Raw genomic sequence first — 24,525 nt, forward strand, 5'->3', positions numbered from 1 at the left:
CCCTGCTGCGGGAAGAGCTAGCCGGCCCGGATCAACGTACCGGCGCCTTCCTGCGTGAATATTTCCAGCAACATGGCATGCGAAACCCGCCCGTCAAGCACGACGGCCGCCTCGCACCCGGCCTCGACCGCGTGGACGCAGGTCTCCAGCTTGGGGATCATGCCGCCGGAGATCGTGCCGTCTTCCTGAAGCACCTTGATATCGGCGGGCCGAAGGTCGGTCAGCAGTTCGCCCTGCTTGTCGAGCACGCCGTGCACGTCGGTCAGCAGGAACAGCCGCGCGGCGCCGAGGGCGGCGGCAATGGCGCCGGCCATGGTGTCGGCATTGATATTGTAGGTCTGGCCGTCTTCGCCCGGAGCGATCGGGGCGATCACCGGGATCATGCCGGCAGCCGAGATCGTCTCGATCACGCCGATGTCGATCCGTGCAGGCTCACCCACGAAGCCGAGATCGACGAGGCGCTCGATATTGCTGTCCGGATCCTTGGCGGTGCGCTGGACCTTGGACGCGGTAACAAGGCCGCCGTCCTTGCCGGAAATGCCCATGGCCTTCCCACCGGCTTCGGCGATCCAGCCGACGATTTCCTTGTTGATCACGCCCGAGAGCACCATTTCGGCGACCTTGGCGGTCTCCTTGTCGGTGACCCGAAGCCCGTCCACGAAGCGCGATTCGACACCCATGGTCTTGAGCATGGCACCGATCTGCGGGCCGCCGCCGTGGACGACCACGGGGTTGATGCCCACCGCCTTGAGCAGGACCACGTCTTCCGCGAAATCTCGCGCCAGTTCGGGATCGCCCATGGCATGGCCGCCGTATTTCACGACGAACGTGCGACCGGCATAACGCTGCATGTAGGGCAGCGCATCGACGAGCGTCTCGGCCTTCGAGAGCATGGCGGGATCGTGCGGATTCGGCATGGAGGCGCTTTAGACCCCTTGCACAGAATTAAAACCCGTTTCCGGCCCCGAAAGACCGATTATTTCACCGCAATCTTAGACACCATCCAGCTTGCGGCCAAGCTTCACGAAGAGCCAGATGAACGGCGGCACCATGATCGTGGACAGCAGGACCTTGGAGATGATCTGCCCTTCCATGATCGACCACAGCGGCAGCACGCCCGCGAACGAGATCGTGATGAAGATCAGCGTATCGACCACTTGCGACAGCAGGCTGGCAATCCACGCGCGCAGCATCAGCATGCTTCCCTCGCGCCCGGCGGCAAGGCGCGCGAACACGGTGACGTTAAGGGTCTGCGACACGCCGTAGGAAACCAGCCCCGCGAACTGCATGCGCGCGCCCTGCCCCAGCAGGCGGGCATAGGCGTCCTGATCCTGCCAGAACGGGGCGGGCGGAACAACGTGGATCACCAGGGTCAGCAGGCTCATCGACACGATCAGCGGGATAAAACCGAAGCGCACCAGTCGGTTGGCGACAACCGTGCCGTGCAGTTCGGCCACCGCGCTGGACAGCACCACCAGCAACAGGAAGGCGAAGATCCCCGATTCCACCGCCAGATTGCCGACCACCGGCCAGTTGCCCAGCGAGGCGATCTTGATCCCCAGAACCCCCGCAAGCACGACCAGCCCGCCATAGAGCGGCATGTACACGAACATCGAACGGGGGATCGTCACAGCGCGGGATTGCGCGCTTACTGGGGCTTGCGGTTCCATGACGATGCTCTAACGGGCGCGAAACAATTGCACTAGCCGTCACGAAAGTGCGCCTTTAGGTTTGCGCACAGATTCAGCACATTTTTCGGAGAAATGGGGACGATGCACGTCGCCTACAGCCTGCTTGGCATCGTTCTCATCATGGCCGCCGCCTTTCTTCTTTCCACCAACCGCCAGGCAATCCGTCTGCGCGTGGTGGGTGCGGCGTTCGCCTTGCAGGCGGGGCTCGCCGCGTTCGTGCTCTACATCCCGTTCGGCAAGGACATGCTGGGCGGCGCGGCCTCCGGCGTCCAGAGCCTGCTGGGCTTCGCGCATGCGGGCGTCGATTTCCTGTTCGGCCCGCTCGCCAGCCCGGAGATCGGCGGCCACAGCTTCGCGATCTCGGCACTGCCGGTGATCATCTTCTTCGCCTCGCTGATCTCGATCCTCTACTACCTGAAGATCATGCCGCTGGTGGTCCGCTGGATCGGCGGCGCGCTGGAGAAGGTGACGGGGATCAGCAAGGTGGAAAGCCTCTGCGCGGCCTCCAACATCTTCGTGGGCCAGAGCGAGGCGCCGCTGGTGATCCGCCCCTACCTTGCCTCGCTCAATCCTTCGCAGCTGTTCTGCGTGATGAGCGTGGGCCTTGCCGGCGTGGCGGGCACGATCCTGGCGGCCTATGCCTCGATGGGCATCCGCATCGACTTCCTCGTCGCCGCCGCGTTCATGTCGGCGCCGGGCGGCATTTTCATGGCCAAGATGATCATGCCCGATCCGCGCCCGGTCGGGGACGAGGCGGACGTGCATGAAAGCACCCTGCCGCCTGCCGGTGCTGCCGCCGCCGCGCTCAACCGCGCCGATGTGACTCACCTGCCCGGCGTCCACATCGACGAGCCCGAAGCCGTCGAACATGACGAGGAAAAGCCCGCCAACATCATCATGGCCGCCTCGCAAGGCGCGCAGACCGGCGTGAAGCTGGCGGTTGCCGTGGGCGCCATGGTCTTGGCTTTCGTCGCGCTGATCGCGCTGGCCAACGGCATTGTCGGCTGGGTCGGCGGCATGTTCGGCTTCGCCGACGTGACGTTCCAGGGCCTGCTCGGCTATGTCTTCGCGCCGATCTTCTACCTGCTCGCCACGCCCGACTGGCATGAGGCATTGCAGGCGGGCAGCCTGTTCGGCAGCAAGATCGTGCTCAACGAGTTCGTCGCCTTCATCGACCTTGGCCACATGACCGCGCTTTCGCCGCGCACGGTTGCCGTGGTGACGTTCGCGCTCTGCGGCTTTGCGAACTTCTCGTCGATCGCGATCCAGATGGCGGTGACCGGTGGCCTTGCGCCCAACCAGCGGCCGATCATCGCCCGCCTTGGCGTGCGGGCGCTCTGCGCGGGCAGCCTTTCGAACCTGATGAGCGCGGCGCTGGCCGGGCTGTTCCTTGGACTGAACTGAGAGGTATCGTTTCGGGGGCTGGCGCGATGCGGAGCCCACTCACTCCGTCGCCCCCGCGAAGGCGGGGGCCCCGCTTCCTTTTCGCCATGCTCGCCGGAACAAGCGGGATCCCCGCCTTCGCGGGGATGACGAGGCTCTGTGGGGAAAGTGCAGCCCTGCCGCCCTACTTCCCCCGCCCCGGCTCCACATCCCGCCCGGCCCAGACCGCATAGCGTTCCGCCTCCGGGTTCGCCTCGAAACGGTCGGCAAGGTCATAGATCCGCACCTTGCGCGCCGTCTCCTCATAGCGCGGCCACATGTCGCCCGGATCGCCGTGCCGCACGAAATGCGCCACATGCGAACGCATCCGCCGCCCCAGCTCGGCCCGGCGGCCACTGTCCGGACCGCCCCGAACCAGCGCCATCTTGAGCCCGCTGAAAGGCCAGAACACTGTGAGATCGAGCCCGTGCGTGGGGCCGACCAGCGGATGGGAGTAATCGAACCGGTAGAACCACGTCGGGCTGTGCCGGGCATGCCGCTCGGCGAAGTGGCGGGTGGGCATCATGAACGTCAGGTCGGACCCCAGCGCAATCCGCCCCTTGCGGTTGCGCGGATAGGCGGCGAGAATTCGGGCTGCCTGTTCCGCCCCGAACTGATCGTGCAACAAGGCTTCGAGATCCGGCCATTTGGTGGGCAGGATGTCCCCCGGCATCACGTCGAACAGCCGCACTTCATCGCGCGTGGCGCCGGCCAGCAGCGGAACCGGCGCGGCCGGGGTCGCAAGCGCGGCTTCGAACGAGGCAGGCAAGACATCCCCGTCATACCAGGGCGCGGCGGGAATGGCGTTCTTCAACTGCTTGCCGACGGCCGTCTGCCCTTCCATCAGCTCGGCAATATCCATCGACTTGAGGCGCTGCAGGCTCGACTGGTCCAACCCCAGAACTTCGGCAAAGCGGCGAGCGTCCCGGATCGACCGCTCGCGGTCGTGGATCAGGCTCACCGCGCCGGACTGCATCACGGCACTGTGAAACAGCCCGCGCGCCAGCGGCGAAAGCAGGAGCAGCGAGACGGACATCGACCCCGCAGACTGGCCGCAGATCGTCACCTTGCCCGGATCGCCGCCGAAATCGGCGATATTGTCACGCACCCATTCCAGCGCCGCGATCTGGTCGCGCAGACCGAGATTGGACGGGATCGCCGGGATTCCCAGCGCGTCGCCGAAGTTCACGAAGCCCAGCACGCCGATCCGGTAATTGATGGTGACGACCACGATGTCGCCCTCGCGCGCCAACCGGGAGGCGTCATAGGAATTGGCCCCGCCCGCAAGGAAAGCGCCGCCGTGGATCCAGACCATGACCGGTTTCGGGCCCCCTACACCGCCTTCTGGTGCCCCGCCCTCGGGACAATAGACATTGAGGTAGAGGCAATCCTCGCCATAGACCTCGCTCTCCAGCACATCGCGGCGGACTTTGCCGCCGAACTGCTGCGGGCATTGCCGCCCGAAGCGATCGGCCGCACGCACGCCCTGCCATGGCGGAACCGGGCCCGGCGCCTCGAAGCGGCCGGCCTTCGCATAGGGAATGCCCAGAAAGCGCGTCAGCCCCGGCTCCCAAACGCCGGACACTGTTCCGCTGCGCGTCTCGATCACGATCTCGGTCACGGCCTCTCTCCCCCTCGTTTCCGGCCGCGCTTCCGTGCCCTGACGCGGCGGCCGTGCGACGCCTGTGGTAACCCGGACCTGCCGCAAGACCAGCACCGAAATGCCGGTGCCCTTAGTGATCGCTCCGGTAACAGGCCCTATATCCCTTTGAGAAACATCACTTGCGCCGGGTTGGCAATAGGGGCAGCATTCCGCCTTGGGCCATCATGCCCGGACCATACAGGGAGAGCATCATGGACGATCTCGACCGCAGCACCTCGGGTTCCGGTTTCGAATTCAACCACCCGACCATCATCGCCCTGCTCTATCTGGCCTCTTGCGTGACCGGGGTTACCGCCATCGTCGGCATCGTGCTCGCCTATGTCTGGCGGGGCGAGGCGACGGGGAATGGAGACTGGCAGGCTTCGCATTATCAGTACCTCATCAACACGTTCTGGATCGGCCTGATCGGCTCGATCATCGGCGGCCTGCTGCTGATCGTGGTGATCGGCCTGCTGGTGCTGGCGGCCGTGGGCGTGCTGGTGATCGTGCGCTGCGTGATGAGCCTGCTGAACGCGCAGAAGCATCTGCCCATGCCCAATCCCGGCACCTGGACGGTCTGAGCGAAAGCCGCCACCGGGAGCGCTAGCGATGGGCCACGGCGCCGCATCAAGCGAGGTCTTCCTGCACGTTCGCGTGCTGGTGGGCGTCGTCCTCGGTCTGGCGCTTACCCGACTGCTGTCCGGCATTTCGGGCATCGTCCAGCACCCCCGGCGGCGTCCGCTCTATCCCGCGCACCTGGCATGGGTGGCGGTGATTCTGGTGATGACCGTCCACTTCTGGTGGTGGGAGTTCGCGCTGGACCGCATCACCGTCTGGCGCTTCGAGCTTTTCACGTTCGTCCTCGGCTACGCCTTCCTGCATTACCTGCTGGCCAGCCTGCTGTTTCCTGAATGGATGGACGATTACGCCGGCTACGAGGATTACTTCCTGTCCCGGCGCGTCTGGTTCTTCGGCCTGCTGGTGGCCGTCTGCGCGGCCGACTGGATCGACACTTCGATCAAGGGAGCGGCCTATCTCAAGGCGTTGGGCCCCGAATACCCGATCCGGCTGACCGTCTGCGCCGCCTTGTTCCTGTTGGCTGCGTGGACGTCCAACCGGCGCTTCCACATCGTGCTGCCGCTGGCGTTCCTTGCCTATCTGCTGAGCTGGATCGGCCGAATCTATGAGATTCTGGGCTGATAAATTCAATCTTATTGCCGCATCGAGCAAGTCGCGGTAACCAATTGGTAATCATAGAGGATAACGCTCGATTCGGAGCAATAAAGTTCGAGTCAGGATCGGAAGACCGGGGGGCGCCGCCTGTGAGAGTGTTGAGATACAGCGCCCATCAGCGCTTCGCCGTACGCCGAAAGGCAACAATCCATCACGAAGGCCGCCGCATCGGCAGCGGCCTGCTTGTCGAACTTTCGCAGGAGGGCTGCCGCATCGGCTGCCTGTCCGACGCGGGCCAGAGCAATGTCGTCGCGCTCGAAATCGCGGATCAAGTGATCATCAAGGTCGATGGGGCACCGCCGATCGAGGGGCGCGTGCGCTGGACCGAGGGCGGCATACTGGGTGTCCGGCTGACACACGCCTTCCACCGCGCCGAACTGGACAGCCTGATCCGCACTTGCCGGGGCGAATTTGACGAAACCGAAGCGCGCGAATACGGGACCTGACCCAGCCCTCATTGCGTGAATCATGTTTTTTCGTCGCCGTTCCAATGTGATCCCTATCGCCGGGGCCCGCGATCCGCAGCAGGGCTATACGCGCCCGAAGGCGCCTCCAAGGTCGCGCCGTCTGCGTCTGTCGCCGATCTGGATCGTGGCCCCGCTCGCCATTGCGGCGGGGGTGTACTTTTGGCCCGGCGCACCGTCCGTCCGGCTCCCCTTCGCCGCCACCGTCCATGATACCGACGCCGCCCACTTCGCGCATTGCCACGGCCGCGCGCGCCGTACCTGCGTCGTCGATGGCGACACCATCTGGTACGAAGGCAAGAAGATCCGCATCGCCGACATCAATGCGCCCGAAACGAGCGAGCCGTCCTGCCCGCAGGAAGCCGCACTCGGCGCGCGGGCCACGGCGCGGATGACCGAGCTGCTCAATCAGGGTCCCTTCTCGCTCGAACCCTGGAACGATGGTCGCGATACCGACCGCTACGGCCGCCAACTGCGCGTCATTACGCGCGGCGGCCACAGCCTTGGTCTGGTGCTGGTGGACGAGGGATTGGCCGAGCGCTGGATCGGCTATCGCCGCAACTGGTGCTGAGGAATCGGAAAAGCAAAACCCCGCATGCCGGTGATGCGGGGTTTCCGAAGCGGTAACGCCCCGGCGTACCGAGCCAACCGCAAAGAGGCCCGGGCTGTACGGCCAAATCCGTCAGCTACGATGTCGCGAAGCCTGCCCCAAAAACGCGTCATCCCCGCGAAGGCGGGGATCCCGCTTCTCTTGCGTAGAGCCGAGAGGTCCACAAGAAGCGGGGCCCCCGCCTGCCCTCCGGGCAGTTCATCCTGAGCGGCCGGCCTGCCGGCCAGCCGAAGGGCGGGGGCGACGAAGCCGTGGAATGGGCAACGCGTCATCCCTATCGGGCGTCTGCATCGCCAAAAACGGCGCGCCTTACTCGGCCGCCTGCGTGCCGCCGAACATGTCCGGTTCCGAGTGTTCCTCGACCACATCGACATCGTTGGCCTTCACCTTGCGACGCGAATCGAAGTTCGACCACACGGTGTTCCAATCGCCGCGGGTGGCGCCCTTCGAGTATTCCGTCGCGCGGGTCTCGAAGAAGTTGGCGTGCTCCACACCGTTGAGCAGCGGCTGAAGCCAGGGCAGCGGGTGCTCGTCGATCAGGTAGATCGGCTTCAGGCCCAGCTGGCCAAGGCGCCAATCGGCGATGTAGCGGATGTACTTCTTGATGTCCTTCGGCGTCATGCCCGGAACCGGGCCGAGTTCGAAGGCGAGGTCGATGAAGTTGTCTTCCAGACGGATCGTGGTCTGGCACTGATCGGCAATGTCGTCCTTCACTGCCTTGGTCAGGCAATTCCGCTCCGCGCAGAAGGCGTGGAACAGCTTGATGATGCCTTCGCAGTGCAGTGATTCGTCGCGCACCGACCACGAGACGATCTGGCCCATGCCCTTCATCTTGTTGAAGCGCGGGAAGTTCATCAGCATCGCGAAGCTGGCGAAGAGCTGCACGCCCTCGGTAAAGCCGCCGAACATGGCGAGAGTGCGGGCGATATCCTCGTCGTTGTCGACGCCGAACTTCTGCAGGTAGTCGTGCTTGGCCTTCAGTTCCTCGTACTCAAGGAACATGCCGTATTCGCTCTCGGGCATGCCGATGGTGTCGAGCAGGTGCGAATAGGCGGCGATGTGCACCGTCTCCATGTTGGAGAAGGCGGTGAGCATCATCTTGATCTCGGTGGGCTTGAAGACGCGCGCGTACTTCTCGTGGTAGCAATCCTGCACTTCCACGTCGGCCTGCGTGAAGAAGCGGAAGATCTGGGTGAGCAGGTTGCGCTCATGCTCCGAGATGTTCTGCGCCCAGTCGCGGCAATCCTCGCCCAGCGGCACTTCCTCGGGCAGCCAGTGGATCTGCTGCTGCGTCTTCCAGAAGTCATAGGCCCATGGATATTCGAAGGGCTTGTAGGTCTTGCGGGCTTCGAGAAGGGACATGGGCGGACAACTCCGGTGCGCGATTCACATGGCGGCCCGGAACGATTCGCCAAGCGCCGATGACGGCGCGGCGCGGGTTCCGGGACGAAAACACTTCGCTTGCAGCACGATGGCCGAAGCAAGATCGCCAGATAACCAAAAAACACCTGACCTGTGGAGGCGCTCCGGCGAGTTACCAACAGCCGTGTGCGCACATATTGCGCCTCCGCCAATATGGGGACGCTAGCACTGGTAGACCAGAGGTGATTGCGCGACTCGCCGGATCGCGCGAGATTGCGGGCCTTGCAAGCCGGTATGACGGCCTTTGGAGGACATTTTATGAGCGATGACGGACAAACCTCCTGGCCCACCGAATCCGGTTTCGTGCGCAAGGGCATGACCGTGATCGATGCCGAAGGTGCCGTGCTCGGCGTGGTCGATAGGGTGGACGGTCAGGAAGTCCTGCTGGCCGAAGCCGGGCACCCCTTCATCACGGTGAGCGAGATCGACGGCATCGATGGTGAGCGGATCTTGCTCGCGCCGCGCGGGGACGCCACGTTCGGGCTGGGCGCGGAACCCTGAGATGAAAAGAGCGCCGGAATGGCTTCCGGCGCTCTTTCAAGCAGACCTGTGACCGATCATTTCCAGAACCAGCGCGGCGCCAGTTCCCGCCTGTTCCGGAAACGCCACATCTGCACGTAGAGCCAGATCCCCGAGAACGAGAAGAACATCAGCGCCAGCCCCGAAAGCACCGAGATCAGCGTGCCGATCGGGCCGAACGTCTCGCCCGAATGCAGGTGGTGGAACAGCCCCACCATCGAGCGCAGGCCGCCTTCCGGGCGCGGCGGCATGCAGCGCCAGCCTTCGGGGCAGACGAATCCCGGCGGCGGCGTGGCAGCCGCTTTCGCCTCGGCCGCCGTCTGTCCGGTGGGCCAGAGCGCCGCGACCTGACTCAGGACGCCGGTGACCGCGATCCAGAGAATGAAGATGCCGAAAAAGATCGAAAGCCAGCGATGCCATTTGCGCATGGTCGAATATGTCCCCGTCTCTGTGGATTGGTCGCACCGGAAAGAAGCGCGGATAAAAAGCGCGGGCGCCGCGCCTTCTCAAGCCGCAAATTGTCGCAGGGCCGACTGTTTGGAAATTCGCTGAAGGCGAATTTCGCGGCACCGGCCCACTCCCCCACCCGACCTCCCATCAGGATACACTCGTGGGTGGTCGGGTGGGGAGTGGGCCGGTGCCGCGCCGAAAATGCCCAATGGGCATTTTCCAAAAGAGACTCTAGCAGGCCCAATTTGCTTGGACTCCACGAACCGTGGCCCCGCTCGGACCAGTGACGGAACGAAGGCTCAAGCCCACCCGTTCTTCCTGCATCACACGCAAAAATTCGGGAGAACGTCTCATGTTCGAGAAGCTACGCATTCGTGAGCATATGGAAGTCGCCGATGCCGGCGGCCAACATGTCGGCACTATCGACGAGGTGAAGGATGACCAGATCAAGCTGACCCGATCCGATAGTTCCGACGGTGCCCACCACTTCATCGCCTTCGATAATGTCGACCGGATCGAGGACAATCGCGTCTATCTGAAGGAAGGCACCCCCATCCCCATGGGCACTGGCACCCGCTGAATCCCCTGGGTGTCTGATGCCCGAGGGCCCCGGTTTTCCATGCGAAACATTCGCGCGGAGGGTCGGGGCCTTTCGCGTGGGCGATGAAGGCCCCCAAGATATGATACACTCAGTATAGCAACTCTTCCCAAGGCGGCGCGCGGCTGATAGCCCTTGTCCGGAAAAGACAAGACAATCCGGGGAAGAAGCCTTGAACGCACGTCCCGTTACCGCCGCGCTGCGCCTTGCCCTTGCGGTGCTGGCGCCTCTGGCGCTGTCAGCCTGCCACAAGCCCGCGCAGACCATCGAACAGGGGATGATCGCCGATCCCGACGAATGGCCGAGCTGGGGCCGCACGCCGGGCGAGACGCACTATTCGCCGCTGGACGAGATCAACACCGACACGGTCGGCAATCTCAAGCTGGCGTGGCACGTCGACCTGGAGCCGGGCTATACCGCCAGCACTCCGCTGATGGCGGAGGGCAAGGTCTTCCTCACCAGCGGCCACTCGCATATCCGCGCGCTCGACGCGGTGACCGGCAAGCAATTGTGGGAATACGACGGCGGCACGCGGGAGCGCGCGAAGTCGGCCTTGCAGATGAACTGGGGCAACAAGGGCATCGCCTACGATGCCGGACACGTCTTCCTGGTCACCACCGATGGCTACGTGATCTCGCTCGACGCCAAGACCGGCAAGGAAGCGTGGAAGACCTACGACTATCCCGATCAGGCCCCGCGCAATTCGAACGGCGCGCCGCGCGTGTTCGGCGGCAAGGTCATAGTCGGCTTCGGCGGCGCGGACATCAGCCCCGCGCGCGGCTTCGTTTCGGCCTATGACGAGAAGAGCGGCAAGCTCGCCTGGCGCTTCTACACCACGCCGGGGGACGAGGTTTCGCCGGTCAATCAGAAGGCCGAAGCGGTCATGCGCAAGACATGGCCGAGCGGTTGGAAGAACCCGGACGGCACCCGGCGCGGCGGCGGCGGCACCGCGTGGAACGCCTTCAGCTACGATCCTGAGCTGAACATGATCTACCTCGGCATCGGCAACGGCTTCCCGTACAACCAGAACTTGCGCAGCCCCGGCGGCGGCGACAACCTGTTCCTCGCCTCGATCGTCGCGGTCGATGCGAATACCGGCGAATACAAGTGGCACTATCAGGTCTGCCCCGGCGAGCAGTGGGACTGCACCGCCACTACCGACATGTCGCTGGCGACGCTGAAGATCGACGGCAAGGACCGCAAGGTGCTGATGCAGGCACCGAAGAACGGCTTCTTCTACGTGATCGACCGCAAGACCGGCGAATTCATCTCCGCCGAGAAGATCGCCAAGGTCAGCTGGGCGGACCATATCGACAAGAAGACCGGCCGCCCGGTGGAAAACCCCGGCATTCGCTATGCCGGCAAGCCCGGCATGTTCGAGATGTGGCCGGGGCCGACCGGCGCGCATTCGTGGATGCCGCAGGCCTACAGCCCGCAGACCGGGCTGGTCTATATCCCGGTGCTGGAGATGGGCGCGCTGATCGGTGACGGTCAGAACGGCGGCGGCGAGATCAGCAAGGGCATGGGCGTCACGCTGATCCCCGAAGTCGAACTGCCCGGCGGCCACAAGAGCTTCCTGCGCGCCTGGAACCCGGTGACGCAGACGCTGGCCTGGGAAGTCGAACTGCCCGGCACATGGCCCGGCGGCGTGATGGCCAGCGGCGGCGGGCTGGTGTTCGAAGGGCAAGTGGACGGCAAGTTCGTCGCCCGCGATGCGAAGACCGGCAAAGAACTCTGGTCCTTCAAGACCGAGAGCCCGATCGTCGGCGCGCCGATCACCTATCGCATGAACGGCAAGCAGTACGTCACTGTCATCACCGGCGCGGGCGGTCAGGGTGCGGGCATGCAGTCGCTCGGCAACGCGGCCTATCGCACCGACTATCGCTTGCCGCGCCGGGTGCTGACGTTCGCGCTCAATGGCACGGACACGATCCCGCCCTACACCTATGTCGAGCCGACTCCGCCGCAGGATCCCACTTTCAAGCCTGACCTCGCCAAAGCGCAGGCAGGGGCGATGCTGTTCGGGACCCGGGCCTGCATCGTTTGCCACGGCTGGAACGCCGTGGGCGGCGGCGCCGCACCCGATCTGCGCTACTCGCCGATCATCACCGACGCGGCGACGTTCCGGCAGGTCGTGAAAGAAGGCGGGCTGAAGATGAACGGCATGCCGCCCTTCGCGGACATTTCGGACAGCGATCTGGAAACGATCCGCTTCTACCTGCGGGCCCGCGCTCAGGCGGCTCCTGCCGAGAAGCAGGCGCTGCTGGACAAGGCCAAGGCGGCCGCCGCCAGCACCGCCAAGCCGCAGGACTTCGTCGGCAAATGGGCCATCGTGATCCAGACCCCGGTCGGCCCGCAAAAGGCCGTGATGGACCTGACGGTGAACGGCAACGTGGTGACCGGCAAGGTCAGAGCCGAGCAAGGCACCGTCAACGTCGCGGGCGGAATCAAGGACGGCCGCGCGAGGTTCGACGGCAAGGCCTCGATGCCGATGCCGATCACGGTCAGCTACGACGTGACCGTGAAGGACGGCCGGATGACCGGGGAGAACGCCAATGGGCCTTTCGGCACTTTCCCGCTGACCGGCTCGCGTCCCTGAAGACCGAATGAAAAGGGCGCCGGCAGCACAGGCTGTCGGCGCCCTTTTTGCTGCCCGCCCGCCGCTTCGGCCAAATACTCCGGCGCGATCCGGCTCCGCAGAATGGCGGAGCGATCGCCTGAATCATCCCCCCACCCAAAGAACTTCGTCGCCCCCGCGAAGGCGGGGGGCCCGCATTTCTGGATCCACGCAGAGACGGCGGCGCAGCACGATCTTTCTGCGTCTCCGCGTCGCTGTGTGCTAAAAAGGGACAAAAGCGGCAGGATCGGTGGGCTCCAGCCCATCCGGAACCGGGCCACATGGGAACGGATGCGAATAAAGGACAGCCCGCATGGACGAGCAGTCGGCGCACGCAGAGCGAATCGAACGCTCTTTTCCCGGTGTGCTTGACCGCAGCACCAAAGCTTATCGCCTCAACCGCGTGCTCCGCTCGCCGGTGGCCCCCGCGGCCCGAGCCGGCTTCCACGCCGACGAGCAGGCCGTCCTCACCGCCTCAAAACTTACCACGGAAGAACAGTATCTTGTCTGCCGCCGTAATCGGCAGGGGTCGATTCCGTGCGGCGCAATCTCCTTCGTGCCGGAGAAACTGGCGGCAGTTTCGGGGCTATCCAATCTGCGCATTTGTGCCTCAATGCGTAGAGAGACGCTTGAGGACTCCATGAAGACCCGCGACCAGCGGCGCACATATTCGGTGGCGGCACCGGCCCGTGACGGCTGAACCGCCCTGAGACAACAAATACGACCGCGCCTGAAGAGCAAGACAAGCGGCAGCGGAACTACAGGAGAAGTGCATGGAAGACCCCCGCGCCATAATTGCGCGCGAACCGATGCATTACCGGCAAGTCATTGCCGTCGGCATCGCAACCGCGCTCAACGCCCTCGACGGCTTCGATGTTCTGTCGATCAGCTTTGCCGCGCCCGGCATTTCCAAGGATTGGGGTATCGATCGTGCCGCACTGGGCCTGGTGCTGTCGATGGAACTGTTCGGCATGGGCATCGGCGCATTCGTGCTGGGCAGCCTTGCCGACCGCGTCGGCCGCCGCCCCATGCTGCTCGCCTGCCTCGTCATCATGAGCATCGGCATGTTCATGGCGTCCACCGCCGATAGCGTGCCGGTCCTTTCGGTCTATCGCCTGTTCACCGGCCTTGGCATCGGCGGCATGCTCGCCGCGACCAATGCGGTCGTCGCCGAATGCTCCAACGCACGCCGCCGCAACCTCACCGTCGCGATCATGGCGGGCGGCTATCCGATGGGCGCCATCGTCGGCGGCTCGGTCGCCGCCGGGCTGCTCGCCGCGACCGGCCGCTGGCAATCGGTCTTCGAATTCGGCGCGATCGTGACCGCCTGCTTCATCCCGCTGGTGCTCTGGCTGGTGCCCGAGACGATGGCCTTCCTGCTGCTCAAGCGCCCCGCCGGCGCGCTCAAGAAGATCAACCGCACGCTGGTCCTTCAGAACCGCCAGCCGCTGGACACGTTGCCGCCCGCCGATCCGGTCAAGGAACGCACCAGCGTCGCCGCGCTCTTCGCGCCGGGCCTTGCCAGCGTGACGATCATGCTGACCGCCGTCTGCTTCTTCCACATGATGACCTTCTACTTCCTGGTGAAGTGGATCCCGAAGATCGTCGTCGACCTCGGCTTCGCGCCGGCATCGGCGGGCGGCGTGCTGGTCTGGGCCAATGTGGGCGGCGCCATCGGCTCGGTCACGGTCAGCCTGCTCAGCCAGAAGATCGGCATTCGCCCGCTGGTGGTCTGCTCCATGGTCCTCGGCGCGATTGCCGTCGCCATGTTCGGACAGGGCTTCACGACGCTTGGCGGCCTTTCGCTGATCGCCTGCATCGCCTGCTTCTTCACCAACGCGGCCATCGCTGGTTTCTATGCGGTGATCGCCCAGAGCTACCCCGCTGCCTTGCGCGGCGGCGGTACCGGACTGGTGATCGGCGTAGGCCGTGCGGGCGCCGCGTTCGGCCCGATTGCGGCAGGCCTGCTGTTCAACGCAGGCTGGGGCCTCGCGCCCGTCGCCATGACGCTGGCCTGCGGTACGCTGGTTGCCGGTGTCATTCTTTCGATGGTCCGTTACCGCGAGAATGCAGTCGCCTGACGGCCCGAAACCAAAAGAATGGGAACGGTCGGCCCCCTGCCGGCCGTCACCCATCTAAATTAGAAGCATGCTCCAGAGAGGATTTTTCACCATGCGCCCCCGCGCCCTGACCCTGCTTGCCTGCGGCACTGCCGCTGCGGCGACTTTCGCTTTCGATCCCGCACTGGCGCAGTCGGTTCCGCCCGACACCGCCAAGACCGACGAGAGCGGCACCCTTTCCACCCAGGCCCCTCCGGGCATCCGCCCCGCCAAGTCGCAGTCGCGTCCGGCCGAGGCCGTCCCCGGCGGCCGCCCCGGTCCTGCGGGCCTGCCGCAGAACATCCGCTGGACCGAGGACTGGTCAAAGCGGCCCGACGCCAACGCGCCGCTGCTGGAAAAGATCAAGCACATCCCGATCGCCAATGACGACGTCTATCTGACGCTCGGCGGCGAAGCCCGGGTCTATTACACCGACTGGAATCACTCGTCGCTTGGCCTCAAGCCGAACGACAACAACGATCCGGTCCAGTCGCGCCTGCGCCTGCTGGCGGACCTGCATGTCGGCCCGAACCTGCGCGCCTACCTCGAACTGGGCGACAACCGCGAATTCGGCGAGCAGTTCCCCACCGTGCCCAACCGCGACAAGGTGGATATCTACCAGGCCTTCGTCGATGTGACGGTGCCGCTGGGCAAGGCCGGCAAGATCACCTTCCGCCCCGGCCGCTTCGAAATGCCGCTGGGCAATGGCAAGCTGGTGGGCGTGCGCGAAGGCCTGAACATGCGCTTCACCTATCAGGGCATACGCGCCACCTACATCCTGCCGGGCAAGGTCTCGGTCGACATGTTCGCGGTGAAGCCGATCCAGATCGATCCGGGCACCTTCGACGACGGCCCGAACCACGCGATCGACTTCCACGGCGTCTACATCAGCGCCCCGAATCGCATCGCCGGCTTCGGCACCGACATCTACTGGTACGAGATGGACCGCGAGCGGGCGACACTGGCCGCCGGCGTCGGCCGGGACGACCGCAACAACTGGGGTGGCCGCCTCTGGAAGCGCGGCCCGCACTGGGACCTCGATCTTGAGAGCACCTACCAGAGCGGCACTTTCATCGGCAAGGACATCAAGGCCTTCGGCACGATGTTCGAAGGCGGCTACACTTTCGGCGAGACGGCGATGAAGCCGCGCGTCGGCCTGCGCGCCAACTACTTCAGCGGCGACAAGGACCTGACCGACAACAAGGTGGGCACGTTCGTCCCCGCCGCCGCTCGCCTGCCGCTGATCAGCGAGGCTGCGTTCTTCACCTTCTCCAACCTGATGGACCTCTACCCCTCGGTCACCATCAAGCCGACCCCGGCGATCACCGTGATGGCGGGCCCGGACTTCCTGTGGCGCGCGCGCGAGGGAGACGGCATTTACATCGGCCCCTCGGGCGCCAGCTTCGCGCCTTACGCGGGCAGCCGCACGATCGGTACCGACCTCAACCTCGAAGCCTCGTGGCAGGTCACCGACCGGATGGCGTTCCGTCTTTGGGAAACCTACTTCGCCGCCAGCAACTCGTTCCAGCAGAACGGCGGCAAGAACGGCAACTACTTCGGCCTGATGGCGAACTACAAGTTCTGAGCAGGACGCCGGATCTCAAGAAGGAGGCAGGGGAGCGAAGGCTTCCCTGCCTTTTTTGGATTCCCATGACCGCCGAGCGCGACTTCGCCGCCATTGTCCCTATCGAATAGACCGTAATGATGGACCGAAAAGCTGCCATGCATTCAGTCGCCACGCTTTAGGTCTGGTGGAAAGACACCCCGAAATCGTCTTCGTCGTCGATCACAAAAATTGAGAATGTACGTGCGGGGAAAGCACGCCGAAGCTTTGCGTCCCACATGTCCGCCATGATGGCGGCGAATGATGTAAGGCGAGCCGCCTTGAGCGGGTCCTGATCGTCTTCGTCGGGAAACACGTCTTCAAGGAACGAAATATTCATCCATGTTTCGATCTCTTCTCGCGTACGCTCCCCTCTTTCCCAGCCGCGTAGGCGTTCAATATCGATTGGCGCACGTAGCACGTAACCTTCAAAAGCCTCGAACTTTGGCCAGATCAGCGCGCAATACCCCAGCGCATGATCACTCTGGCCAACGCCATTTATCCAGGCGTCGGCAGATATACCTGCGCCGCCGTTCCACTGCGCCAACTCAGGTATCAAGTCTGCCGAGATTTCCATTCTGCAACCATATCATCGTAGGGGATGATCGCTAGGCTCTTGGAGAGCATAGCGGCTTTCCCAACTTCGCAGCCTGAGCAGCGTGCCGGACCCGGAAAGCCATTCGGTATGGCACTGCCTTCGTATCAGCCCCGCCCGTCCACGGCCTGACGGCCGATCGCCGGATCGTCGGTGAAGAACGAGTCGATCCCCAGCGCCAGATAGCGACGGATTTCAGCGATAGAGCCCGCCGGATTGCGCGCGGTCGGCCCGGCAGCATTCCGCAGGTCGGTGGGCAGGAAATAATTCTCCGGACGGAACGTCCAGGTCGAAACCAGCAGCCCGGCGGCATGAGCGCGCTCAACAAGCCCGGTCCCCTGCGGCAGCAGCTTCCCGTCCTTGTCCCGCCCCAGCAGCGCGATGTTGTAGGGCGAAACCCAGTCGGCATAAGTCGCCATCTCGGCCAGACCGGCATCGCTGTGCATCTCGTCGAACGTGGGGCCCGAGCCCTTCGCCACGCCATCGGCCGGACGCGTCGTGCCCGGCATCGTCAATTGCAGAAGCTGGACATTGCCCAGCCCGTCCAGCCGCGGCCGCAGCCACTTGAGATTGGCGATCTCGAAGCTCTGCACGATCACCGGCGCGGACTGGAGATAGGCGCCGGCATGAATCCGATCGAGAAAGCGCTGCTCCAGCGGCAGCCCGATCCCGGCGAAATAGGTCGAGTGCTTGAGTTCCGGTATCACCCCGATCACCCGCCCGCGCGCGGCGGACTCGGCGGCGACGAAATCGGCGATCTCCTCGAACGTCACGACCTGAAACTTGCCGTCGAAGGACCGGCTTTCCGGCCGCAGCGGGCCCAGCCGCTCCTTCGCGCGCAGGGTCTTGATCTCCGCCAGCGTGAAATCCTCGGTGAACCAGCCGGTCACCTGCTCGCCATCGACGGTCTTGGTCGCCTTGCGCGCGGCGAACTCGGGCCGCACGGATACGTCGGTGGTCTCGGCGATGTTGTTCTCATGCCGGGCGATCAGCACACCGTCCCTGGTGCTGACCAGATCGGGCTCGATGAAGTCCGCCCCGTCGGCAATCGCCTTGGCATAAGAACCCAGCGTATGCTCGGGCCGCCATGCCGAAGCGCCGCGATGGCCGATCACCAGCGGCTTGGCCGGACGCCCTTTCCCGGCCGCCGCCAGAACGTCCGGCGCGAAACCCGCGGCCAGCCCGACGCCCAATCCGGTACCGACCAGCGAACGGCGAGACATGCGGCGGTCGATCATCGGCGAGTGTCCTTGGCTAGCGTTTCCCGAGGCGGGGCTAGGCCTTGGGAATGACAGATTTAGGTCAGAAGGGGTTGGAAGGAGAAGAAAAAGGAAGTCCTGGGGGATGATCCCCCAGACCCGCATCATGTCCACGTCGCGCGCGCAGAACTGTCGCCCGCCCCCCTGCGGCCGAAGGCCATTCATGTCTCCCGACACCGCCATGGGCGAGCAACGCTGTTGGTCCGCGTGACCTAGACGGTAATGGGGGTGCAGGGGTGCCATGCTCCCCTGCTCACTTTTCTGTTCTTCCCAAAAGAAAACGGCTCTCCAGCATAAGGCCGGAGAGCCGTCTCTCGGTGATCCTGTCAGCTTACCTTACTGGCAAGCAAGGCACTCGTCGTAGTCGGTCGTCTCGCCGATCTCGAACTTGGGTGCTTCGGGCGTATTGTCCGCCTCGACGCCGCCCGAGCCTGCAAAGCCCGCGCGCTGCACCGACTTCGAGCGCAGGTAGTAGAGCGACTTGATGCCCTTCTCCCAGGCCTGGAAGTGCAGCATCATCAGGTCCCACTTGTCCACGTCCGCCGGGATGAACAGGTTCAGCGACTGTGCCTGATCGATGTAGGGCGTACGGTCGGCCGCGAATTCGAGCAGCCAGCGCTGGTCGATTTCGAAGCTGGTCTTGTAGATCGCCTTTTCCTCGGGGCTGAGGAAGTCGAGCTGCTGGACCGACCCGCCGTGTTCGAGGATCGAGTTCCACACATTGGTGGAGTCCTTCGACTTCGAGGCCAGCAGCTTCTGCAGATAGGGGTTCTTCACCACGAAGCTGCCCGAGAGCGTCTTATGGGTGTAGATGTTCGCCGGGATCGGCTCGATGCAGGCCGAAGTGCCGCCGCAGATGATCGAGATCGACGCGGTGGGCGCGATCGCCATCTTGCAGCTGAAGCGCTGCATCACGCCCATGTCGGCCGCGTCCGGGCAGGCGCCGCGTTCTTGCGCCAGCAGCAGCGAGGCTTCGTCCGCCTTGGCGGCGATGTGCTGGAACATCTGCATGTTCAGCGCCTTGGCCATCGCGCTTTCGAAGGCGATGCCGCGCTTCTGGAGGTACGAGTGGAAGCCCATCACGCCCATGCCGACCGAACGCTCACGCGCGGCGGAGTAGCGGGCACGGGCCATCTCGTCCGGCGCGCGGTCGATGTAGTCCTGCAGCACGTTGTCGAGGAAGCGCAGTACGTCTTCGACGAAGCGCTTCTCGCCCTTCCACTCTTCCCAGGTTTCGAGGTTGAGCGAGGAGAGGCAGCACACGGCCGTACGGTCGTTGCCAAGGTGATCGCGGCCGGTGGGCAGCGTGATTTCCGAGCAGAGGTTCGAGGTCGAAACCTTGAGGCCGAGATCGCGGTGATGCTTGGGCATCGTGCGGTTCACGGTGTCGGAGAACACCAGATAGGGCTCACCGGTGGCGAGGCGGACCTCCACCAGCTTCTGGAACAGCGAGCGGGCGTGGACAGTGCCGCGCACCGAACCGTCCTTGGGGCTGCGCAGATCGAAGTCCGTGCCGTCGCGGACGGCTTCCATGAACTCGTCGGTCAGCAGCACGCCGTGGTGCAGGTTCAGCGCCTTGCGGTTGAAGTCGCCCGAAGTCTTGCGGATTTCGAGGAACTCCTCGATCTCCGGGTGCGAAACGTCGAGATAGCAGGCGGCCGAACCGCGACGCAGCGAACCCTGCGAGATCGCGAGGGTCAGCGAATCCATCACGCGTACGAAGGGAATGATGCCGCTGGTCTTGCCGTTGAGGCCGACCGGCTCACCGATGCCGCGCACGTTGCCCCAGTAAGTGCCGATGCCGCCACCGCGCGAGGCGAGCCAGACGTTCTCGGTCCAGGTGGCCAGAATGCCTTCGAGGCTATCGTCCACCGAGTTCAGGTAGCACGAGATCGGCAACCCGCGGCCGGTGCCGCCGTTCGAGAGAACGGGGGTGGCGGGCATGAACCACAGCTTCGAGATGTAGTCGTAGATGCGCTGGGCGTGGTCCTGATCGTCCGAATAGGCATCGGCCACACGGGCGAACAGGTCCTGATACTTCTCACCCGGCAGCAGGTAGCGATCGTCCAGCGTTTCCTTGCCGAAGTCGGTCAGCAGCGCATCGCGCGCATCGTCGGTGACGATGGTGAAGCGGCGCGCGTTGATCGTCTTCGAATCGCTGACGCGCGGTGCGGCGACGGCCGTGGTGGCCGCTGCGAGGAGAGCGTCGGCCACCAGTGCTGCCGAAGCGGTATCGGTCTTATCCATGGCGATTGCCGGGCTCACGCCCGCCTCCTTTTCGTGTTTCGTGACCCTGTTCGCTTTTGGCGTCTTCGGGGCAGTCCTATTGGCAGCAGCCTTGTTGGCGGCAGTCTGGGCGGGTGCCTTTCCGGCACTGCCGCCCGTCATATCGAAACTGGTCAATTCAAAGCCGGGCATTTCCACCTGGCCGTCTTGCATCACATCGGAGCTGTTCACTTCAGCGTCGCTTCCGTTCCTGAAATCCACGTTTGCCCCCCGGTTGCTTCAAAATCGGCGTCATCGAAGCGCCATATGGCGCGTTCACAAATTCACATCGGAGCCGACCGCATCATCCGCGCGAGTCGCCGGGACGAGGGATCGAACCGGCTAGCACGGGCAGCACAAAAAGAGAACAAAATTCCCTGACCGACCCCGGCGCGAATAGTCCTGAAAACGTTGCACCGGGCCTGGAATCATTCCAACCGACCCCCCGCCGGTCCAGGAACGATATACCTAGGTCTAGATGCCCCGCGACCGACGCGCCACAACCCATAGTGCCCTTTCTGGTTTCCAACGCAAGTGGGGGTTCGGTGCCCAAGGTCAATTGCGGAGCGGGGGTTTACATCGCGCTAGCCATCGCGACGCGTGGGAACTCCTTCATCGGCCATTCCCGCAAGGGTCAATCGGGCCCGTGGACACAAAAATTTTTCCACATAAAACGGCGACGAAGCGAATCGCATTTGCGACGAAATGAAGGCCCGCAAAACGGCTTTTCCAGACTGTCTAGGGACTTGGCGCGGGTTTTCCCCGTCTACTCGGTCCGCTCTGACTCGCAGGCTTCCCGCCGTCCCTCTCGCTGCGCTTCGACGGTGCCGGATCGCACTTTGCCGAATGACGGCTTGCAACCGCTCTGCCATCGGACATTCCTACGCTTTGGAAATCGCGATTCTTCGAGGACATTCAATTTCATGATCAACCTGATCGGCGCCATCATCAGCGGCTTCGTCATCGGCGTGCTGGCGCGCTGGCTCTACCCCGGCTTTGTGGACATGAGCTGGGTCGCGACGATTCTGCTCGGTATCGGCGGTTCTTTCGCCGCCGGGCTCATCACCACGCGCGGCGAACCCGGCTTCCAGCGCGCCGGCTGTCTGGCCTCGGTACTGGGCGCGATGGCGCTGATCTACATCGGCCGCGCGCTGCATATCGGGATGTGAGGAGGGCGCCCCTAGCCCCGACCTGTCCAAATGGAAATCCGTCGCCCCCGCGAAGGCGGGGGCCCCGCTTCCTTTTCGCCACGCCGCCAGAACAAGCGAGATCCCCGCCTTCGCGGGGATGACGGGGTCAGTATGGCGGAAGGTTTGCTTTCAGGCGCACGGCCTCACGGCACCAGCACGGTGTCATGCGGCGCCTCTTTCGTCACCGGATAATCCAGCGTGAAGTGCAGCCCCCGGCTCTCGTGCCGATGCAGCGCCGAACGCACGATCAGTTCCGCCGTCTGAAGCAGGTTGCGCAGCTCGATCAGGTCGGTCGCGACGCGGAAGTGGCGGTAGTATTCCTCCACCTCGCCATTGAGCATCTGGATGCGGTGCATGGCGCGTTCCAGCCGCTTGGTGGTGCGCACGATGCCCACGTAGTTCCACATGAAGCGGCGGATCTCGGTCCAGTTCTGCTTGATGACGACTTCCTCGTCCGAGTCGGTCACGCGGCTTTCGTCCCATGGCCGAACCGGCGGCGGCGCGTCGAACGCATCCCAGTGGTCAAGAATATGCGCCGCGCAGGATTCGCCGAAAACGAAGCATTCGAGCAGCGAGTTCGAGGCAAGGCGATTGGCCCCGTGGAGGCCGCTCTCGGTGCATTCGCCCGCCGCATAGAGGCCGGGCAGATCGGTCTTGCCGTCCAGATCGATGAGAATGCCGCCGCAGGTATAGTGCTGCGCGGGCACCACCGGGATCGGCTCCCTGGTCATGTCGATGCCAAGGCCCAGCAGCTTCTCGTAGATGTTCGGGAAGTGCTCCTTCACGAACGCCTCGGGCTGGTGGCTGATGTCGAGATGGACGTAATCGAGGCCGAAGCGCTTGATCTCCGAATCGATGGCGCGGGCAACGATGTCGCGCGGGGCCAGTTCCAGCCGCTCCGGATCGTAGTATTCCATGAAGCGCTTGCCGGTGCGCGGGTTGATCAGCCGTCCGCCCTCACCCCGCACAGCCTCGGTGATGAGGAAGTTCTTGACGTCCAGGTTGTAGAGGCAGGTCGGGTGGAACTGCATCATCTCCATGTTGGAGACGCGCGCGCCCGCCCGCCAGGCCATCGCGATGCCGTCCCCCGTGGCGCCGCTGGGCGCGGTCGAGAACTGGTAGACGCGGCCCGCGCCGCCGGTGGCGAGGATCGTGGCACGCGCGGTATGCGCCTCCACCCGGCCGGTCTTCTCATCGAGCGCGTAGACGCCCCAGACCCGGCCCGATCCCGAATAGCGCAGCTCGTGCCGCCCGGTGATGAGGTCGATGCACGACTGGCCGGGCAACAGGGTGATGTTGGGGTTGTCTTCCGCCGCCTTCAGCAACGCGCTCTGCACCGCCCAGCCGGTGGCATCGGCGACATGGACGATACGGCGGTGCGAGTGGCCACCCTCGCGCGTCAGATGAAGCGCATTGCCCTCCATGTTGAACGGCACGCCCAGTTCGATCAGCCGCTCGATCGCGTGGGGCGCGCGCTCGATCACGAATTCCACGGTCTCGCTGCGGTTGAGCCCGGCGCCCGCGATCATGGTGTCGCGCACATGCTCCTCGAACGTGTCGCCAGCGTCGAGAACCGCGGCAATGCCGCCCTGCGCCCACGCGGTCGACCCGCCGGTGAGGCTGCCCTTGGCAAGGACGAGAACCTTCAGCTTTTCGGCCAGCGCCAGCGCGGCGGTCAGGCCGGCGGCGCCGGAACCGACGACGATGACGTCATAAGCAGGAGCGGCGACAGAATCCGTGGTCATGCCGGCTCCATGCCGAGACTATGCAGTATGCGCAATAATTAGCTTTGCATTCGTGCTTGCCCGGCAATCATGTTGCAGTGCAGCACGGTATGGCGGGATCAGGCCGCCTGCGTGGAACTCGTCAGGCTGACGAAGACATCCTCAAGGTCCGCCTCGCGCGTGGTCACGTCAACGATGGTGAAGCCCTGCGCCTGCACGGCCGAAAGGATCTCACCGGCATTGGCGCGGTCCTTGTCATACGTGATCTGGAGCACGCGCTCGCCCGCCTTCTCGCACTTCACGAAGCCGGGATGGCTGGGCAATTCGGTCATGTCGCGGTCGAGCGTGAGCACGATGATCTTCTCGCGCGCCATGCCGACCAGTTCGCGCGTCGGCTTGTTGGCGATCAGTTCGCCGTGGTTGATGATGGCGATCCGGTCGCACAGTTCCTCGGCCTCTTCGAGGTAGTGCGTGGTCAGCACGATCGTCGCGCCTTCACGGTTGAGTTCGGTGACGAGTTCCCAGAGCTGGCGGCGAAGCTCCACGTCCACGCCCGCGGTCGGCTCGTCCAGCACCAACACCGGCGGCTGATGGACCAGCGCCTTGGCGATCAGCAGGCGGCGCTTCATGCCGCCCGACAGGGTGCGGGCATAGGCATCGCGCTTGTCCATCAGGTGGACGGCGCGCAGCAGGTCCTCGCTGCGGCGCAGGGCCTTGGCGACGCCGTAGAGCCCGGCCTGATTCTCCAGCACCTCGAACGGGGTGAAGAAGGGATCGAAGACGATCTCCTGCGGCACGATGCCGATCGAGCGCTTGGCATTGCGCTGGTGCTTGTCGATGTCGAAGCCCCAGATATCGATGGTGCCCGAAGTCTTGCGGACCAGCCCGGCCATGATGTTGATCAGCGTGGACTTGCCCGCGCCATTGGGGCCCAGCAGGCCGAAGATGCCGCCCTCAGGCACATCGAACGACACGCCTTTCAGCGCCAGCTTGCCCTCTCCGCTGCCGGCGGGGGCGTAACGCTTCTTGAGATCGCGGATGGAGATGGCGGCGCTGCTGCTGCTGGTCATGCGCAGCATGTGGGACAGGATCGCCTGCCAGTAAAGGGCGCGCAGACGCCCT

22 protein-coding genes are annotated in these 24,525 nt (G+C 64.3%); 12 read left to right on the plus strand and 10 right to left on the minus strand.

The genetic code is table 11. The features are described 5' to 3' along the window. Positions 1-17: 17 nt before the first annotated feature. Both argB and AC1VVK_RS07960 read right to left on the minus strand, forming a co-directional pair. Positions 18-917: an acetylglutamate kinase gene (argB, locus tag AC1VVK_RS07955; protein WP_482905033.1), complete on the minus strand. Its 900-nt coding sequence runs from the start codon at positions 915-917 to the stop codon at positions 18-20. Between the two features lie 75 nt (positions 918-992). Continuing rightward, positions 993-1,670 (minus strand): queuosine precursor transporter, encoded by a 678-nt coding sequence (locus AC1VVK_RS07960; RefSeq protein WP_482905034.1) that lies wholly within the window; start codon positions 1,668-1,670, stop codon positions 993-995. 102 nt (positions 1,671-1,772) lie between these two features. Between AC1VVK_RS07960 and AC1VVK_RS07965 the strand changes: the two genes are divergently transcribed. Next, positions 1,773-3,095, plus strand: a complete 1,323-nt coding sequence (locus AC1VVK_RS07965) for a NupC/NupG family nucleoside CNT transporter (protein WP_482905035.1) — start codon at positions 1,773-1,775, stop codon at positions 3,093-3,095. Between the two features lie 163 nt (positions 3,096-3,258). On the opposite strand, the gene AC1VVK_RS07970 is transcribed toward AC1VVK_RS07965, so the two are convergent. Further along, positions 3,259-4,734: a carboxylesterase/lipase family protein gene (locus AC1VVK_RS07970; protein WP_482905036.1), complete on the minus strand. Its 1,476-nt coding sequence runs from the start codon at positions 4,732-4,734 to the stop codon at positions 3,259-3,261. Between the two features lie 233 nt (positions 4,735-4,967). Here AC1VVK_RS07970 and AC1VVK_RS07975 point away from each other — a divergent pair, with 233 nt between their 5' ends. The 4 genes from AC1VVK_RS07975 (at position 4,968) to AC1VVK_RS07990 (ending at position 7,023) form a co-directional block, all read left to right on the plus strand. Next, positions 4,968-5,336, plus strand: coding sequence for a DUF4870 family protein (locus AC1VVK_RS07975; protein WP_482905037.1), 369 nt, complete (start codon positions 4,968-4,970; stop codon positions 5,334-5,336). Between the two features lie 28 nt (positions 5,337-5,364). Then, positions 5,365-5,955, plus strand: a complete 591-nt coding sequence (locus AC1VVK_RS07980; RefSeq protein ID WP_482905038.1) for a hypothetical protein — start codon at positions 5,365-5,367, stop codon at positions 5,953-5,955. A gap of 122 nt (positions 5,956-6,077) precedes the next feature. Then, positions 6,078-6,434 (plus strand): PilZ domain-containing protein, encoded by a 357-nt coding sequence (locus AC1VVK_RS07985; RefSeq protein ID WP_482905039.1) that lies wholly within the window; start codon positions 6,078-6,080, stop codon positions 6,432-6,434. A gap of 22 nt (positions 6,435-6,456) precedes the next feature. Beyond that, positions 6,457-7,023, plus strand: a complete 567-nt coding sequence (locus AC1VVK_RS07990) for a thermonuclease family protein (RefSeq protein ID WP_482905040.1) — start codon at positions 6,457-6,459, stop codon at positions 7,021-7,023. 348 nt (positions 7,024-7,371) lie between these two features. Here AC1VVK_RS07990 and AC1VVK_RS07995 read toward each other — a convergent pair whose 3' ends face one another. Further along, complete coding sequence (locus AC1VVK_RS07995; protein ID WP_132390125.1) at positions 7,372-8,424, minus strand: ribonucleotide-diphosphate reductase subunit beta; 1,053 nt, start codon at positions 8,422-8,424, stop codon at positions 7,372-7,374. Positions 8,425-8,742: 318 nt separating this feature from the next. Here AC1VVK_RS07995 and AC1VVK_RS08000 point away from each other — a divergent pair, with 318 nt between their 5' ends. After that, a complete protein-coding gene (locus AC1VVK_RS08000; RefSeq protein ID WP_243652682.1) occupies positions 8,743-8,985 on the plus strand; it encodes a DUF2171 domain-containing protein in 243 nt (80 codons plus the stop codon). A gap of 56 nt (positions 8,986-9,041) precedes the next feature. Here AC1VVK_RS08000 and AC1VVK_RS08005 read toward each other — a convergent pair whose 3' ends face one another. Continuing rightward, entirely contained in the window at positions 9,042-9,431 is a 390-nt protein-coding gene (locus AC1VVK_RS08005) for a PepSY domain-containing protein (protein WP_132390121.1), read from the minus strand. Between the two features lie 374 nt (positions 9,432-9,805). Here AC1VVK_RS08005 and AC1VVK_RS08010 point away from each other — a divergent pair, with 374 nt between their 5' ends. The 5 genes from AC1VVK_RS08010 (at position 9,806) to AC1VVK_RS08030 (ending at position 16,352) form a co-directional block, all read left to right on the plus strand. Further along, positions 9,806-10,033, plus strand: a complete 228-nt coding sequence (locus AC1VVK_RS08010) for a DUF2171 domain-containing protein (protein WP_132390119.1) — start codon at positions 9,806-9,808, stop codon at positions 10,031-10,033. A 190-nt stretch (positions 10,034-10,223) separates the two neighbouring features. After that, on the plus strand, positions 10,224-12,650 hold the full coding sequence (locus tag AC1VVK_RS08015) for a PQQ-dependent dehydrogenase, methanol/ethanol family (RefSeq protein ID WP_482905041.1): 2,427 nt from the start codon (positions 10,224-10,226) through the stop codon (positions 12,648-12,650). 331 nt (positions 12,651-12,981) lie between these two features. Next, positions 12,982-13,368 (plus strand): hypothetical protein, encoded by a 387-nt coding sequence (locus AC1VVK_RS08020; RefSeq protein WP_482905042.1) that lies wholly within the window; start codon positions 12,982-12,984, stop codon positions 13,366-13,368. A gap of 73 nt (positions 13,369-13,441) precedes the next feature. Then, complete coding sequence (locus tag AC1VVK_RS08025) at positions 13,442-14,749, plus strand: MFS transporter (RefSeq protein WP_482905043.1); 1,308 nt, start codon at positions 13,442-13,444, stop codon at positions 14,747-14,749. A 91-nt stretch (positions 14,750-14,840) separates the two neighbouring features. Then, entirely contained in the window at positions 14,841-16,352 is a 1,512-nt protein-coding gene (locus tag AC1VVK_RS08030; protein WP_482905044.1) for an alginate export family protein, read from the plus strand. 157 nt (positions 16,353-16,509) lie between these two features. Here AC1VVK_RS08030 and AC1VVK_RS08035 read toward each other — a convergent pair whose 3' ends face one another. The 3 genes from AC1VVK_RS08035 to AC1VVK_RS08045 form a co-directional block, all read right to left on the minus strand. After that, the gene (locus AC1VVK_RS08035; RefSeq protein ID WP_482905045.1) at positions 16,510-16,947 is read right to left on the minus strand and encodes a hypothetical protein; all 438 of its coding nucleotides are present in this window, start codon (positions 16,945-16,947) and stop codon (positions 16,510-16,512) included. A 125-nt stretch (positions 16,948-17,072) separates the two neighbouring features. Then, on the minus strand, positions 17,073-18,203 hold the full coding sequence (locus AC1VVK_RS08040) for a glycerophosphodiester phosphodiesterase (protein WP_482905046.1): 1,131 nt from the start codon (positions 18,201-18,203) through the stop codon (positions 17,073-17,075). Between the two features lie 357 nt (positions 18,204-18,560). Continuing rightward, a complete protein-coding gene (locus AC1VVK_RS08045; RefSeq protein WP_243652706.1) occupies positions 18,561-20,471 on the minus strand; it encodes a ribonucleoside-diphosphate reductase subunit alpha in 1,911 nt (636 codons plus the stop codon). A gap of 941 nt (positions 20,472-21,412) precedes the next feature. Between AC1VVK_RS08045 and AC1VVK_RS08050 the strand changes: the two genes are divergently transcribed. Further along, a complete protein-coding gene (locus AC1VVK_RS08050) occupies positions 21,413-21,658 on the plus strand; it encodes a GlsB/YeaQ/YmgE family stress response membrane protein (RefSeq protein ID WP_482905047.1) in 246 nt (81 codons plus the stop codon). A 164-nt stretch (positions 21,659-21,822) separates the two neighbouring features. On the opposite strand, the gene nadB is transcribed toward AC1VVK_RS08050, so the two are convergent. Further along, positions 21,823-23,424, minus strand: coding sequence for an L-aspartate oxidase (gene nadB, locus AC1VVK_RS08055; protein WP_482905048.1), 1,602 nt, complete (start codon positions 23,422-23,424; stop codon positions 21,823-21,825). A gap of 98 nt (positions 23,425-23,522) precedes the next feature. Next, complete coding sequence (locus AC1VVK_RS08060) at positions 23,523-24,473, minus strand: ABC transporter ATP-binding protein (RefSeq protein ID WP_482905136.1); 951 nt, start codon at positions 24,471-24,473, stop codon at positions 23,523-23,525. Between the last annotated feature and the right edge of the window lie 52 nt (positions 24,474-24,525).

The organism is Novosphingobium sp. BL-S-32 (genome assembly GCF_056857055.1).

Excerpts from the sequence above, each read along its gene's own strand:
- AC1VVK_RS08030 (WP_482905044.1), top strand. The coding sequence starts at position 14,841 with ATGCGCCCCCGCGCCCTGACCCTGCTTGCCTGCGGCACTGCCGCTGCG.
- AC1VVK_RS07965 (WP_482905035.1), top strand. The coding sequence starts at position 1,773 with ATGCACGTCGCCTACAGCCTGCTTGGCATCGTTCTCATCATGGCCGCC.
- AC1VVK_RS08035 (WP_482905045.1), bottom strand. The coding sequence starts at position 16,947 with ATGGAAATCTCGGCAGACTTGATACCTGAGTTGGCGCAGTGGAACGGC.
- AC1VVK_RS08040 (WP_482905046.1), bottom strand. The coding sequence starts at position 18,203 with ATGATCGACCGCCGCATGTCTCGCCGTTCGCTGGTCGGTACCGGATTG.
- AC1VVK_RS08000 (WP_243652682.1), top strand. The coding sequence starts at position 8,743 with ATGAGCGATGACGGACAAACCTCCTGGCCCACCGAATCCGGTTTCGTG.
- AC1VVK_RS07990 (WP_482905040.1), top strand. The coding sequence starts at position 6,457 with ATGTTTTTTCGTCGCCGTTCCAATGTGATCCCTATCGCCGGGGCCCGC.
- AC1VVK_RS08025 (WP_482905043.1), top strand. The coding sequence starts at position 13,442 with ATGGAAGACCCCCGCGCCATAATTGCGCGCGAACCGATGCATTACCGG.
- AC1VVK_RS07980 (WP_482905038.1), top strand. The coding sequence starts at position 5,365 with ATGGGCCACGGCGCCGCATCAAGCGAGGTCTTCCTGCACGTTCGCGTG.
- AC1VVK_RS08005 (WP_132390121.1), bottom strand. The coding sequence starts at position 9,431 with ATGCGCAAATGGCATCGCTGGCTTTCGATCTTTTTCGGCATCTTCATT.
- AC1VVK_RS08010 (WP_132390119.1), top strand. The coding sequence starts at position 9,806 with ATGTTCGAGAAGCTACGCATTCGTGAGCATATGGAAGTCGCCGATGCC.
- AC1VVK_RS08020 (WP_482905042.1), top strand. The coding sequence starts at position 12,982 with ATGGACGAGCAGTCGGCGCACGCAGAGCGAATCGAACGCTCTTTTCCC.
- argB (WP_482905033.1), bottom strand. The coding sequence starts at position 917 with ATGCCGAATCCGCACGATCCCGCCATGCTCTCGAAGGCCGAGACGCTC.
- AC1VVK_RS08045 (WP_243652706.1), bottom strand. The coding sequence starts at position 20,471 with ATGGATAAGACCGATACCGCTTCGGCAGCACTGGTGGCCGACGCTCTC.
- AC1VVK_RS08060 (WP_482905136.1), bottom strand. The coding sequence starts at position 24,473 with ATGACCAGCAGCAGCAGCGCCGCCATCTCCATCCGCGATCTCAAGAAG.
- AC1VVK_RS08050 (WP_482905047.1), top strand. The coding sequence starts at position 21,413 with ATGATCAACCTGATCGGCGCCATCATCAGCGGCTTCGTCATCGGCGTG.
- AC1VVK_RS07975 (WP_482905037.1), top strand. The coding sequence starts at position 4,968 with ATGGACGATCTCGACCGCAGCACCTCGGGTTCCGGTTTCGAATTCAAC.
- nadB (WP_482905048.1), bottom strand. The coding sequence starts at position 23,424 with ATGACCACGGATTCTGTCGCCGCTCCTGCTTATGACGTCATCGTCGTC.
- AC1VVK_RS07960 (WP_482905034.1), bottom strand. The coding sequence starts at position 1,670 with ATGGAACCGCAAGCCCCAGTAAGCGCGCAATCCCGCGCTGTGACGATC.
- AC1VVK_RS07995 (WP_132390125.1), bottom strand. The coding sequence starts at position 8,424 with ATGTCCCTTCTCGAAGCCCGCAAGACCTACAAGCCCTTCGAATATCCA.